Origin of the sequence: Lentzea indica (genome assembly GCF_012184385.1) — a bacterium.
Taxonomy (GTDB): Bacteria; Actinomycetota; Actinomycetes; order Mycobacteriales; family Pseudonocardiaceae; genus Lentzea; species Lentzea indica.
This window is the reverse complement of sequence record NZ_VSRL01000066.1, coordinates 25,639-38,249: the sequence shown is the minus strand read 5'-3', so window position 1 is coordinate 38,249 and position 12,611 is coordinate 25,639. Positions and strand designations below refer to the sequence as shown.

At 67.9% G+C, this 12,611-nt stretch carries 11 protein-coding genes and 2 pseudogenes; 4 read left to right on the top strand and 9 right to left on the bottom strand.

The genetic code is table 11. The annotated features are described in order from the left end of the window. From FXN61_RS19725 to FXN61_RS19715, 3 genes are all read right to left on the bottom strand, one after another. Positions 1 to 958: PPE domain-containing protein (locus tag FXN61_RS19725; protein ID WP_167975518.1), on the bottom strand; the 958-nt coding region annotated here is incomplete at its 3' end. After that, positions 955 to 1,482 (bottom strand): hypothetical protein, encoded by a 528-nt coding sequence (locus FXN61_RS19720; protein WP_167975517.1) that lies wholly within the window; start codon positions 1,480 to 1,482, stop codon positions 955 to 957. The genes FXN61_RS19720 and FXN61_RS19725, both read right to left, overlap by 4 nt. 135 nt (positions 1,483 to 1,617) lie before the next feature. Then, positions 1,618 to 2,259 (bottom strand): dienelactone hydrolase family protein, encoded by a 642-nt coding sequence (locus FXN61_RS19715; protein ID WP_167975516.1) that lies wholly within the window; start codon positions 2,257 to 2,259, stop codon positions 1,618 to 1,620. A 75-nt stretch (positions 2,260 to 2,334) separates the two neighbouring features. On the opposite strand from FXN61_RS19715, the gene hisC reads away from it, so the two are divergent. Continuing rightward, complete coding sequence (gene hisC, locus FXN61_RS19710; protein WP_167975515.1) at positions 2,335 to 3,402, top strand: histidinol-phosphate transaminase; 1,068 nt, start codon at positions 2,335 to 2,337, stop codon at positions 3,400 to 3,402. On the opposite strand, the gene FXN61_RS19705 is transcribed toward hisC, so the two are convergent. From FXN61_RS19705 to FXN61_RS19690, 5 genes and pseudogenes are all read right to left on the bottom strand, one after another. Further along, complete coding sequence (locus FXN61_RS19705; RefSeq protein WP_167975514.1) at positions 3,392 to 4,141, bottom strand: sulfite exporter TauE/SafE family protein; 750 nt, start codon at positions 4,139 to 4,141, stop codon at positions 3,392 to 3,394. The genes hisC and FXN61_RS19705 overlap by 11 nt on opposite strands. Positions 4,142 to 4,262: 121 nt before the next feature. Then, on the bottom strand, positions 4,263 to 5,159 hold the full coding sequence (locus FXN61_RS56420; protein WP_167975513.1) for a hypothetical protein: 897 nt from the start codon (positions 5,157 to 5,159) through the stop codon (positions 4,263 to 4,265). Positions 5,160 to 5,228: 69 nt separating this feature from the next. Continuing rightward, a pseudogene (locus FXN61_RS56415) lies at positions 5,229 to 5,396 on the bottom strand (SdrD B-like domain-containing protein); the annotation flags it as partial. A gap of 1,052 nt (positions 5,397 to 6,448) precedes the next feature. Continuing rightward, positions 6,449 to 7,408: pseudogene (locus FXN61_RS56410) on the bottom strand (SdrD B-like domain-containing protein); the annotation flags it as partial. Positions 7,409 to 7,440: 32 nt separating this feature from the next. After that, a complete protein-coding gene (locus FXN61_RS19690; RefSeq protein WP_167975512.1) occupies positions 7,441 to 10,053 on the bottom strand; it encodes a carboxypeptidase-like regulatory domain-containing protein in 2,613 nt (870 codons plus the stop codon). 237 nt (positions 10,054 to 10,290) lie between these two features. Here FXN61_RS19690 and FXN61_RS19685 point away from each other — a divergent pair, with 237 nt between their 5' ends. The 3 genes from FXN61_RS19685 (at position 10,291) to FXN61_RS19675 (ending at position 12,010) form a co-directional block, all read left to right on the top strand. Beyond that, positions 10,291 to 10,722, top strand: coding sequence for a helix-turn-helix transcriptional regulator (locus FXN61_RS19685; RefSeq protein ID WP_188135258.1), 432 nt, complete (start codon positions 10,291 to 10,293; stop codon positions 10,720 to 10,722). 10 nt (positions 10,723 to 10,732) lie between these two features. Continuing rightward, positions 10,733 to 11,143, top strand: coding sequence for a VOC family protein (locus FXN61_RS19680; RefSeq protein WP_167975511.1), 411 nt, complete (start codon positions 10,733 to 10,735; stop codon positions 11,141 to 11,143). Positions 11,144 to 11,302: 159 nt separating this feature from the next. Beyond that, the gene (locus tag FXN61_RS19675) at positions 11,303 to 12,010 is read left to right on the top strand and encodes a class I SAM-dependent methyltransferase (protein ID WP_167975510.1); all 708 of its coding nucleotides are present in this window, start codon (positions 11,303 to 11,305) and stop codon (positions 12,008 to 12,010) included. Positions 12,011 to 12,156: 146 nt separating this feature from the next. On the opposite strand, the gene FXN61_RS19670 is transcribed toward FXN61_RS19675, so the two are convergent. Further along, positions 12,157 to 12,528, bottom strand: a complete 372-nt coding sequence (locus tag FXN61_RS19670) for a hypothetical protein (protein ID WP_167975509.1) — start codon at positions 12,526 to 12,528, stop codon at positions 12,157 to 12,159. Positions 12,529 to 12,611 lie beyond the last annotated feature (83 nt).

Below are 12,611 nucleotides of genomic sequence, written 5' to 3'. Positions count from 1 at the left end.
TACCGGGGGTGCCGCGGAAGGGGCGCGCCATGCCGCCACCGAATCCACCGGCGCCACCACCACGGCCACCGCCGGAACCGCCGCCATGGCGCGAAGACGCGTTCGTGGTGCCGCGGTTCTGCGCGGAGCTGGTCGCGACCGGTCCACCGGCGCCACCGCTCGTGCTGCCGTCCGGCATGTTCGTCGGTGTGCGGCCGCCGCTGAGGTCGCCGCCGGTCGGCGTCGGGTTGACCGGGTTCACCGGTGGGGTGAACTGCGCGGGCACGGTCTGGTCCACCGCGGCCGAGTTGCGCTGGAACGCCGCCATCACGTCCGCCGCGAGACGGTGCTGGGCGTCGTTGGCCGCGAGGGTCTCGACCGGGCTGGTGCCGACGGTCGCGAAGCCGCTGAACTCACCCGGCAACGTCTGCACCAGGCGCCGGTCCCTCAGGCTCTCCACGCTGCTGAAAGCGTCCGCCTGGTCGACCATCGCGAGCCGGTCAGCCGACCGCAGAACCGGCCGCTCGACCACTGGCGCCGGCGACTCAGGAGGCGCGGGAGGCGGCGGCATCGCAGCTCGGGCGGCCTCGACGTTGCTCGTCTCGGTCGTGATCGCGGCCGAGACCTTCTGCGCGTAGGTCGCGGTGTCGTCGACCCAGTTGGTGATCTCGGTCAGACCGTCACGAGCCAGCCTGGCCGACTCGCTGTCCCAGCCGACGGTCGAGTCCTCGACGGCCTTGAGCAGGTTCGTCCGCACGCCGGCGATGTCCTCGCCGATCTTCTGCCAGTTCGTCGCCGCGGCCTGGGCACCGTCGAGGTTCACGCCGGTGTGCACCATGTTGTAGAGCTGCTCGTGCGTGTAGACCATCCAGTCGACCGGCTCGTGCAGGTCGCTGCGGTCGTACCCGTCATCCTGCTGATTCGGCGACTTGTTGTCCTTGTCGCCGTTGCCCTTGTTGTCGTGCGATCCCTGACTCACCAGGTCCCCCCGGCCTTCTTCATGGCCTGCTCGGCATCTTCGTCGGCGTCGCGGATGGTGTCGCGGTTCTTGCTCAGCGCGTTGCTGATGTCGTCAAGAACCTTGAAGAGGTCCAGCAGCGCCTTCGACGCACCCGACTCCTCACCGACGGCGAGCTCGGCGAACCGCGCGCTGATCGCCTTGGCGACCGGGTTCTCACCCAGCTGCAGCGGCGTGGCCAGTTGGTTGGTCGTCCGCTTCCACAGGTCCATCACCTGGTCCCGGGCGGCATCGACCGCCTTGATCAACGCGTCAGCCGCATCGACGTCGAGCGTCAGCTTCCCGCTGTCCGCCGCCTGGTCGAGCTTGGCCGCGGCGTGGCTCGCCTCCGCCTTGTCCACCAGCATCTGTTGCTGGAGAACAGGCTTCACCGCCGCCAGCTGTTCCGCGGTGATCGGCGTGGTCGTCGCCGTCGTGACGGCAGGCGTCACCGCCGGCGTCACCGCGCCCGTCGTCTCAGTGCCTGTCCCAGTGCCTTCAGCCATCCCTCATAACCCCCTGCACTGCTAACTCGTCACCGCAGCACTGAGTGTTACTCACAGCTACACCCAGTCAGCCGTCCGAAGCATCCCTTAGATGTACCTGGAGGACGGTTCGGTTCCAATCCGCCGTAAAGACCCTTACCTCATGTGTGCGTCGAACCAGTTCAGCGCACGAGACCACGCCTCGTCACTCGAAACGTCGAAACGGACCACATCTGACGCGGTTTCCGAGCTGATGACAGCATCCCGAAGCTTGCTCACTTCTTCGGAGTCGTCGTCGCGGTAGATGCCGAGCCACGGGCACGTGAGGTCACCGGCGACGTCCACCAGAGCGGGCAGGCCGTCGGAGAGCGGCTCGAGGATGCCGGGAGCCTGCAGGGTCACGGCAGCGCCGATGGTACGGCTCGCGGCGACCACCATCGCGACCGTGCCACCGATGTCGAAGCCGACGACGCCCATGCGGTCGGCGCTCACGCCGTGCTGCCCCAGCCACACGAACGCGACGTCGGTGTCCGCCAGCAGGCGGTCACCGGAAAGCTTGCTTACCTGGTCCCGGATGTTGTCACCGTGCACGCGGTCCTCGTCGTAGAGGTGCGGCGCGATGGCGAGCCACCCCTCCGCGGCGAGGCTGCTGACGAGCGTCCGCACGCCTGCGGTGATGCCGCGCGCCTCGTGCAGCACCACGAGCCCGCCCCGCACGGCGGAGACCGGTTCGGCGATCGTCACCCGTAGCTCACGGCCGTCGGTGAGGGAAAGCGTCTCGACGCGGGTAGTGGTCATGTTCTTACCCTTCCACGAGGGGGTGAACTCCAGTCAACGTGACCAATCGGACGGAGCAATGCGAGGATCGGGCGTATGACCGTGCGAACCCGTGCTGACCTGGCGTCCTTGCCCGCCTACGTGCCCGGCAAGTCCATCCCCGGCGCCATCAAGCTCGCGAGCAACGAGGTGTCCGCCGGGCCGCTGCCCAGCGTCGTCAAGGCGATCGCCGACGCGGCCACCGGTATCAACAGGTACCCGGACTCGGGCTGTGTCGAACTCACCGCCCGGCTGGCCGACAAGCTCGGCGTTCCTGCCGACCACCTGGCGCTCGGCTGCGGCTCGGTGACCCTGTGCCAGCAGCTCGTCCAGGCCACGTGCACCGAGAACGACGAGGTGCTGTTCGCGTGGCGGTCGTTCGAGGCCTATCCGATCGTCGTGCACGTCGCGGGCGCCAAGCAGATCCGCGTGCCGTTGAGCTCCGAGCACGTGCACGACCTGGACGCGATGGCCGCGGCAATCACGCCGAACACGCGGATGGTCTTCGTCTGCAACCCGAACAACCCGACCGGCACCGCGCTGCGCACCGAGGAGATCGAGGCGTTCATCGCGAAGGTGCCGCAGGACGTGCTCGTGGTGATCGACGAGGCCTACAAGGAGTTCGTCGACGACGCGCACATCCCGGACGGCGTCGAGCTGGCGAAGCAGCAGTGGGCCGCCGGACGTGACAACGTCGCTGTGCTGCGGACGTTCTCCAAGGCGTACGGCCTGGCGGGTCTTCGGATCGGTTACGCAGTCGCGCAGCCGCACGTCGCCGAGGCGCTGCGCAAGGTCTACGTGCCGTTCTCCGTGAACGCCCTGGCGCAGGTGGCCGCGATGGCCTCGCTGGACGCCGAGGACGAGCTGATGGTCCGCTGCCGCGCGATCGTGGCGGAACGGACCCGTGTGCGCGGCGAACTGCTCGCGATGGGCTACGAGGTGCCGGTGACCCAGGCGAACTTCGTGTGGCTGCCGCTGGGCGAGCGCACGGCCGCGTTCAACGAGCACTGCTTGGCGCACAAGGTGGTCGTGCGCGCGTTCGTGGGCGAAGGCACCCGCGTGACGATCGGCGAGCCGGAGGAGAACGACGCCTTCCTGGCCGCCGCCCGCGCGTTCACTTCGTGAGCAGCTGAACGATCGCCGCGACTCCCACCACCACGATGACGCCGCGCAACACGGCGGGTGGGAGTTTGCGGCCGATCTTGGCCCCGATCTGACCGCCGACAACGGACCCGACGGCCAGCAGAAGCACGGCCAGCCACGCCACGTCGGCGATGAAGATGAACATGACGCCCGCGACCAGGTTCACGAACGCGGTCAGCACGTTCTTCAGCGCGTTCATCCGCTGCAGGTGCTCGCTGACGAGCACGCCCATGATCCCCATGACCAACACGCCCTGCGCGGCCCCGAAGTAGCCGCCGTAGATGCCGGCCGCGAAGACCCCGAGCCACAGCAGCACGCCACCGTCGTCGTGGCTGCGCTTGTGCGCGAGCTTGCGATTGAGCCACGGCTGGATGACCACGAGGACGAGCGCGATCACGATCAGCACCGGCACGATCGTGGTGAACGCCTTGGCCGGCAACGTCACCAGCAGAATCGCGCCGATGACGGCGCCGAGGATCGACGCGGGCAGCAGCTTGGCGATGCGGGACTTCTGCCCCTTCAGCTCCTCGCGGTACCCCCACGCGCCGGACAGCGAGCCGGGCACGAGGCCGAGGCTGTTGGACACGTTCGCGACCACGGGCGGGTAACCGACTGCGAGCAGCACGGGGAACGTCACGAGCGTGCCGCTGCCGACGACGGTGTTGATGCCGCCTGCGAACACACCCGCGATCACCACCGCGACTGCTTCCCAGACCGTCATGTCCACCCCCATACCCAATGGTTAGCGACGCTAACACTCCACTCGGGACGGCGAAGTGTGGCGCTGATGACAACAGGGCCGGCACTCAGCGTGAGTGCCGGCCCCGTAGGTGGATCTTCAGTTAGACGATCTGGCGGCGACGCCCGATCAGACTTGCGCCGAAGCCGAAGGCCACGAGCAGCGCGCCGACCAGGCCGAGGCCCAGCACGCTGGCACCGGTCTTGGCGAGCGCGTCACCCGGTCCACCGGCAGCCGGTGCAGGCGGCGTGTGGTCGCCACCGCCGGGCTTGGGCTCCGTCCGCACGTCCGGCACCACGGGGAAGCCGGTCCGCGACTCGTGGTCGGCGGAGACCTGCACGTAACCGCTCCGGCCCTCGAACTTCCACGGCCCGTCGACCCACGCCTGATGGTCACCGGCGGGCACCTTGGAGAAGCGCACGTTGCCCTTGTCGTCCGAGACAGCCTTGACGACGTCGAGTCCCCACTCGTCGCGCAGCACGATCCCCGTGTTGCCGATGGCCTCGCCCAGGTCGACCTTCCCGTTGCCGTTGCGGTCGTAGTAGAGCTCGCCCGTCACCGAACCGAATCCGCCCGGCACGCGCGCGGAGTCTTCCGCGTAGGCGCCGTCGTCGTTGAACCCGGCATACGGCGCGAAGTCGCAGGAAACGACGACCTTGCCGACGTTGAAGGCGGCCTCCGGCACCGGCTCGATGGCGACGAACGTCTTGGTCTCACCCGGACCGACCGTCACACCCTTACCGGGCGAAATCAGCTCGCCCCAGCCCTTGGGCGCACCGGAACTCGGCCGGCCGCCGAGCTGGTTCTCGTTCCCGATCCTGTTGCAGGATGCCATGATGTTGCTGAGAGCGCGGTCGCCGCGGTTCGTCAGCGTGATCGTGATCTTGGCGTCCTCGCCGACCTCGTAGACGTCCTGGTCGAGTTCGACCTTCGCGCTGAGCGACTCGTGGTAGGGCCGCTCACCACGACCGACAAGGTGAACCGGCGCACCCGGCTGCACGCGGGCCTTCGAGCTCGTGCCGTCGTTGTGCACGATCCAGCCGTCGGCGAAGGTGTAGCTGACGAAGTAGTCGCCCGACGGCAGGTCCTTGAACGAGTAGCGACCCTCGGCGTCCGTGGTGGTCTTGAAGTAGCCGTACGGCGCACCGCCGCTGGCCTGGACCACGACACCCGCGGCGGCCTCGCCAGCGTCCTGCTGCCCGTTGCGGTTCTTGTCGGTGTAGGCGACACCGGTGATGCCGCCCTTGGTCTGAACGACCTCGATCTCACCGTGGTAGCCGCTGTCGGTGGGGTTCGCCGGCCGAGATAGTCGATGATGCCCCAGACCCTCAGCTTGCCGTTGGTGCCGATCTCGCGGAACGGACCGGAAGCCTCGAACGTGCGGGACTCACCGGCTGGGATCTGGACACCGGGACCGTATGGCCGGAAGTCACCCCACCGCTCGTCGGGAATGTCCAGCACGTACGGCGAGCTGAGCAGGTGGACCTTCTCGGCGGTGCGACCGCCGACGTTGGTCACGGTCAACGACATGTGCACGGTCTCGTGCGACTCGTACCGCGCCTTGTCGAACTTCACCGTGCCACGAATGTCAGCCGGAGCCGCACCCGGCTTCAGGCCGATGAACGCGGTCGAGCCCCATCCGACGACCGTCACCTGGTCGGCATCAGGGCCGTACCTGAAGTCCCACGGACCGAGGATGATGGCGCGGTAGGTGCCCACCGGCACGTCGACGAACTCCAGCGTGCCCTCGGAGTTGCTGACGGCCTCGGCGACCTGGGCGCCCGTGTCCGGGTGGACCAGAACGATCTTCAGCCCCGCGACCTCCTCGCCGTTGTCGCGGGTGTAGTTCTCGTTCTTGTCGTCCGCGAGCCACATCGTGTAGCGGCCCTTGCCACCGGTCACGGCCGCCTTGGCGCTGGCGTGCGGACCGTCGGTGTTCCAGCCGGGGTTCGGCTGGAAGTCGCAGGCGAGCCAGACCACGCCCGCCTTGGCAGCGCCTTCCGGGACGGCCTCGTTGATCGCGAACGTCTTCGTCTCACCAGCCGCGAGGTCGACGCCCTTGTCGAAGATCGCGTTCCACTCCGGACCGAAACCGAAGTGGTTGCTGTCGCCGACCCTGTTGCACCCGGCCTGGATGCCGGTTAGGGCGTACTGACTGATGTTGGTGAGCGTCAGCGAGATCCGCGCGGTCGCCGGGTAGGCGTAGGTGCTCCTGTTGAGCGACGCCTTCGCCGTCAGCAGCTCCGAGTACGGCCGCTCGCCGCGGCCGACCAGCTCGGCGGTCTGGTTCGGGGCGACCGTGAAGCTCTCCTGGCCGGTCGGAACGTGCACGGTCCAGCCGCCGGGCAGCTCGTAATACGGGTTGTAGTAGGTGCCGGACGGAATCCCGGTGAAGCTGAACCGGCCGTTCGCGTCCGTCGTCGTGCGGTGCTCCGCGGTGGGACTGCCGCCGTAGATGCTGACCTTCGCGCCCTCGATCGGCTCACCGGCGTCCGGCTTGCCGTTGCGGTTCGCGTCGGCGTAGACCAGACCGCTCGCGTTGCCGACGGTCTGCGTGACCGTCGCGCTGAGGTGGAAGTGGTTGTCGTTCTGGTTGGCGTCTCCCGCCTCCGCGAGCACGTAGCCACTGAGGTCGAGCTTGCCGCCGTTGAGCTGCGAGATGCTTCCGGACACCTCGACGGTGCGGGTCTCCCCTGCCGCGAGAGTCGTGCCGGGGTACTCGAAGCCGCCCCAGTCGCCGTACTTCACCTGGATGCCCCAGGCGGACGCGCGGACGCGCTCGGCGGCGAACGAGCTCTGATTGGTGACCGTGACCTTCAGCCGCACCGGCTCGTGCGACTGGTAGTGGGTCTTGTCAATCGACGCCGTGATCTTCAGGTTCGGCAGTTCCGCAGCGGGCTTCTGCTCGTTCTTCTGCTCGACCGGAGTGGGCTGCGCCGGAGTGTTGGACGTCTCGGCGGGCGTGGTGGGAGCAGGCGGCTGAGTGGTCGGCGCGCTGGTCGGCGTCGACGTGGGAGGCACCGGGTCGGTGGAGGACGGCGGTGCGGGATCGGTCGAGGACGGCGGTGCCGGCTCCGATGTGGACGGAGGCGTGCTCGGCTCGCTCGTCGGCGTCGGTTCCACGCTGGACGTCGGCGTTTCCGGCTCCTGCGCGAGCGCTCCGGTGGTGGCACCACCGAACGCGAGCAGGGCCGCTGTGGCGATCGCGGTGAATCTGAGCAGGCCTCTTCTGGCAGGTCTGTCTGACATCTCTCTCCCCCAGTTGCAGGTGTGTGGATTGATCAGAAGGTCTTGCGGCGACCGGCTACGCGGGCGCCGAGGCCGAACGCGACCAGCAGCACGGCGAGCACGCCGAGTCCGAGCACGCTGGCACCGGTCTTCGCGAGCGCACCACTCGAACCGCCGTTGGCAGCGCCGTCGGTGCTGCCTGGCCCGGAAGTGCGCGACAGGTCCGGCACGACGGAGAAGAAGTAGGGGTGGTGGAGGTTGTTGTCCTGGACGGAGGTGTGGCCCCGTTCGCCCTCGAACTTCCACGGACCGTCGATCCACGCCCAGTAGTCGCCCGGCGGAACATCGTCGAAGCGCACGTTCCCCTTGGCGTCGGAAACGGCCTCGACGACGGGGAAGCCGTTCTCGCGGTCGGTGAGCAGCACGATCCGGGTGTTGGGGATGCCCTCACCCTCGTCGAACCAGTTGCTGCCGTTGCGGTCCTGACCGATCCACCCCTTCAGCGTGAGGCCCCCGCCCTTGATGCTCGCCCAGTCGTAGGCGTGCGCACCGTCCGTGTTGCGGTCGGGGTTCGGCGCGAAGTCACAGGTCACGATCAGCTTGCGCGAGGAACGCGCGGCGATGGGGACGGGCTCCTTGACGACGAAGACCTTCGTCTCGCCGGCGTCGAGCGTCACGCCCTTGCTGGTCGGACGCAGATCGCCCCAACTCGGGGGCGCCGGGTAGTAGCCGCTGCCACCGAGGTGGTTGCCATGCCCCAGCGGGTTGCACCTCACCTGGATGCCGCTGATCCGGCGGTCGTCCGTGTTCTTGAGCGTGATGGTGACCTGGGCTTCGTCGCCGAGCGCATAGGTGGCCTTGTCGAGCACCACCGTCGCCTTGAGCCTCTCCCGGTACGGCCGCTCTGCCCGTGCGACGACCTGCGTGGCGACTCCAGGCTCCACCCTGGTCTGCTGGAGCTCACCCTCGAGGTGCACGATCCATCCGTCGGGCAGCGTGTAGCTGACCCAGTAGCCGCCGGTCGGGATGTCCTTGAACGAGAAACGACCGTCGGAGTCCGTCGTGGTCTTGAAGTAGCCGTACGGCGCACCACCGTTCGCCTCGACCACGGCATTCGCGGCGGCCTCGCCCGCGTCCTGCCGGCCGTCGCGGTTCCTGTCGACGTAGACGACGCCGGTGAGGTCGCCCGTTGTCAGCACGACCTCGACCGTGCCGCCGAAATCGTGGTAGCCGAAGTGCCACCCGTCGGAGGAGCGGTAGTCGATACCTCCCCAGAAGCCCAGGAGGCTGTTGCCGAAGGACCTGATCGTGCCCGAAACACTGAACGTGCGGGACTCGCCGGCGGTCAGCGTGATGCCGCGACCGCGGGGTCCGAAATCGCCCCACTGCTCGGCCGGGATGTTCAGGGCATAGGGCTCCGAGCTCAGCCGAACGTCCTCAACCACCTGACCACCGACGTTCGTGATGGTCAGGTCCAGGCGAACTGTCTCGTGCGACTCGTAGCGCGGTTTCTCGAACTTCACCGTGCCGGTGACCTTCGCGGGACCTGTGGGCTTCAGGAAGCCGTAGCGGAAGCCGCCCTGCTCGGTGATGCGAACCAGGTCCTGACCGAAGTCGCGGAACGTCCACGGCCCGAGCAGCTCGATCCTGTAGTCGCCGCTGGGCACATCGGTGAGCTCGATCTTGCCGTCTCCGCCGGGGTTCGCGTTCCGCCGCACGATCTTCTCGCCGGTCCGCGGGTTCAGCAGCGAGTACCCCTCGACGGCGATGTCCTCGTCGGCGTCGATGTGGCCGTCGGCGTTCCTGTCCTGGCCGAGCACCATCGTGTAGCCGTTGGAAGCACCGCTGACCGCGGCCTCGCCGTGCACAGACGGGCCGTCGGTGTTCCAGCTGGCGTTCGGCGCGAAGTCGCAGTCGAGCTTGACGCTGCCCCTGGCGGCGAGCGGGATCTGCTCGTAGATCGTGAACTTGCGCGTCTCGCCCGCCTCGAGCTTGACGCCCTTCAGCACGTTCCACCCCTCGCCGCGTCCGAGCGCGTGCGCGGAGCCGTCACGGCCGCAGGCGGCCTGGATGCCGCTGATCGGGCGGTCGGTGGTGTTGGTGAGGCTCAGTGCGATCGTCGCGGTCGACGGTTGGTGGTACTTGGGGTGGTCGAGCGTCGCGGTCGCCTTGAGCTGCTCCGAGTAGGGCCGTTCCGCGCGTGCGGCCACCTCGGCCGTCTGGTTCGCGACGACCGTGATCAGGTCACCTTCAGCCTTGGCGTGGTGCACGACCCAGCCGTCGGCAAGCACGTAGGACAGCCGGTAGGTGCCGGGCGCGAGGTCGCGGAAGGCGAACTTGCCGTCCGCGTCGCTGGTCGTCTTGAACTCGGAGCTGTTGCCGACGACGGTGACCGCACCACCGGAGATCGCCTCACCGGCGTCCTGCCGCACGTTGCGGTTCTTGTCGGCGTACAGGACACCGGTCACGCTGTCCTGCCGTGCCGGGGAGGGAGCCGGCGGCGGTTCCGAGACCGGCGGCGCCGACGTCTCGGTGGGCGCCGGCGGTGTGGTCGTCGTCGGGTCGTCCTGTGCGAACGCGGCCGCGGACGTGGTGCTGAACGCCAGCACCGCGACCGTCGTCAGAGCCCCGGACCTGAGCGCAGCACTGACCGATCTCTTGGACAACGGATCCCCCAAAGACCCCAGTGACAATGTCGTCCGCCGATGTCCGAGCCCCCGCACGCACCCGCAAGACGTGCGGAAATTACCTCAACGGATCAGGTTCGCGGAAGCATCGTGCGGTCACGAAATGTTCACACGGGGCAAAAGATCCTCGATTCAAGATTTTTCGGCTCGAGGACAACCGGACGTGCCGGGAATGCGTGAGCACAGCGGGGACGACTGCGTCCGTCGCCCGGTGGCATGCTGTTCGTCGTGACGCCGGAGGACCTAGCGCACCTGCGCCGGGCACGTGACCTGATGGACCGCGAGTACGCCAGCCCGCTGGACGTGCCCGCGATGGCCCGCGCCGCCCTGATGTCGCCGTCGCACTTCGCCCGCCAGTTCCGCGCGGCGTACGGCGAGACCCCGTACGGCTACCTGATGACCAGGCGGATCGAGCGCGCCAAAGCGTTGCTGCGACTGGGAACGCTTTCAGTCACCGAGGTCTGCGTCGAGGTCGGCTGCACCTCGCTCGGTTCGTTCTCCGCGCGGTTCACCGAACTGGTCGGCGAAACGCCTTCCGCCTACCGGGCACGGTCGCACTCCTCGTTGGCCTCGGTGCCGGGATGCCAGTTGAAGGGTCTGACGCGACCAAGCAGATTTCGAGAAGCGACGCGTCCCCGCCCTACCTAGGGTCTGGTTCATGAAGCTCTCGCACACGTTCCTCTTCGTCCACGACCAGGACGCCGCACTGAAGTTCTACCGCGACGTCGTCGGCCTCGAGGTCCGCACCGACGAGTCCGTCGAGGACTACCGCTGGCTCACCGTCGGCCCGGCCGATCAGCCGGACATCGAGATCGGCCTGTCCCGCATCGGCCCGCCAGTCCCGCCGACCGACTACGAGGCGCTGAACGCGTTGCTGGCCAAGGGATCCCTGCAGGGCATCATCTTCGAGATCGACGACGTGGACGCGAAGTTCGAGCAGGTCCGCGCGGCCGGCGCCGAGGTCATGCAGGAGCCGATCGACCAGTTCTACGGCGTCCGCGACTGCGCGTTCCGCGACCCGTCCGGCAACATGATCCGGTTCTCGACGCCACGTTCCGCCGAGCGGTAAAAGCGCTTCTGGTTTCGGATTCGGCGTGCTTGAGTAGAGCCTTCTGGCGCACTCACGAGACAAGGTCGATGCCATGGGCAGCCCCGGACACACCGGGTGCCTTCGCCGTGCCCGGTGACACTCGCTGACTTTTCGTTGCGATCACCAGGAGCATCCACCTTGACGTGGTACACCTCATTCTTCACCGATCTCGCCAACACTTTTTGGCGCGGCGCCGTCCACCCCTCGCAGACCTCCGCTGAGATCGACTTCGTCGTCGGTCTCACGTCGGGACAGCGTGTGCTGGACGCGCCGTGCGGCAGCGGCAGGCACAGCATCGAGCTGGCCGGCCGCGGCTACACCGTCACCGGTCTCGACATCTCGGAGGAGGCCATCGCGCACGCCCGCGCGTTGGCGCCGGAGTTGGACTGGCGGCTGGGCGACGTTGCATCGCTCGCATCTCAGGACGTCGTCGCCGACCTGGCCCTGTGCATGGGCAACAGCTTCGGCTACCTCGACCACGCCGGTTCGCAGCGGTTCCTGGCGGACCTGGCCGTTATCGCACCCGTTGCCGTGATCGACTACGGCTGCGCGGCCGAGTCGTTGCTGCCTCAGCTGCCGGGCGAGATCCGCCTGTCCGCGGGCGGCATCGACATGGTCGCGGCCAACGAGTACGACGTGGCTTCCGGGCGGCTGCTGATCGACTTCACGTTCACCGACGGTGAGCGGACCCAGCGGTCGACCTGTGTGCAGCACGTCTACACGGCCGGTGAGCTGACCCGGATGTTGTTCGATGCCGGGTTCGGTTCGGTCGAGCTGTTCGGTGGCACCGATGGAAGCGCGTTCCGCGTCGGCAGCCATCGGTTGCTGGCTGTAGCGCGCCGCTGAAACGGCGAGGGGCGGCGCACCGGATCTGGTGCGCCGCCCCTGGTCGTACGCGAGCGTACGGCTTGGCGAACGCGCGGCTTCACCCCATGCGAGGGCGTACAGCCGCGCCGTACTGGCCAGGCCGAGCGACCGTCAGGTAGAGGTTGTCAATCGCCCGAGATGCCCCAGAACGCGAGGCTGTCGGGGTTGCCGGCCCGGTACAGCACGGTGGCGCGGCCCTCCCAACGGTTGACCATCCAGTCCCCTGCGATGAACCGTTCGAAGTCGGCGCCCGTGGGTTGGTCGTGGCCGAACGACACACGCACCTCGTCGTCCCGGAGCAGGCGGAGCACGGCGCTTTCGTCCCGCCCGTCAGGGTCGCTGAAGGTCATCATGTCGAGGATGGAGTGCGTGCCCTCGTCCCAGAACTGCTCGGTGTTCCTGGCCTCGTTCAGCTCGGCCATCGACGCGAACGTCAACCGGTCACGCAGGCCGTGGTAGTAGCTTCCGCCGGCCAGCACGGTCTCCTGCAACTCCATGAATGCCTGACGAACGTCAGGTTGGTACCCAACGACATAGTGCCACGCGGACGCACCCAACACGCCACCTCCTCCGGAACGGC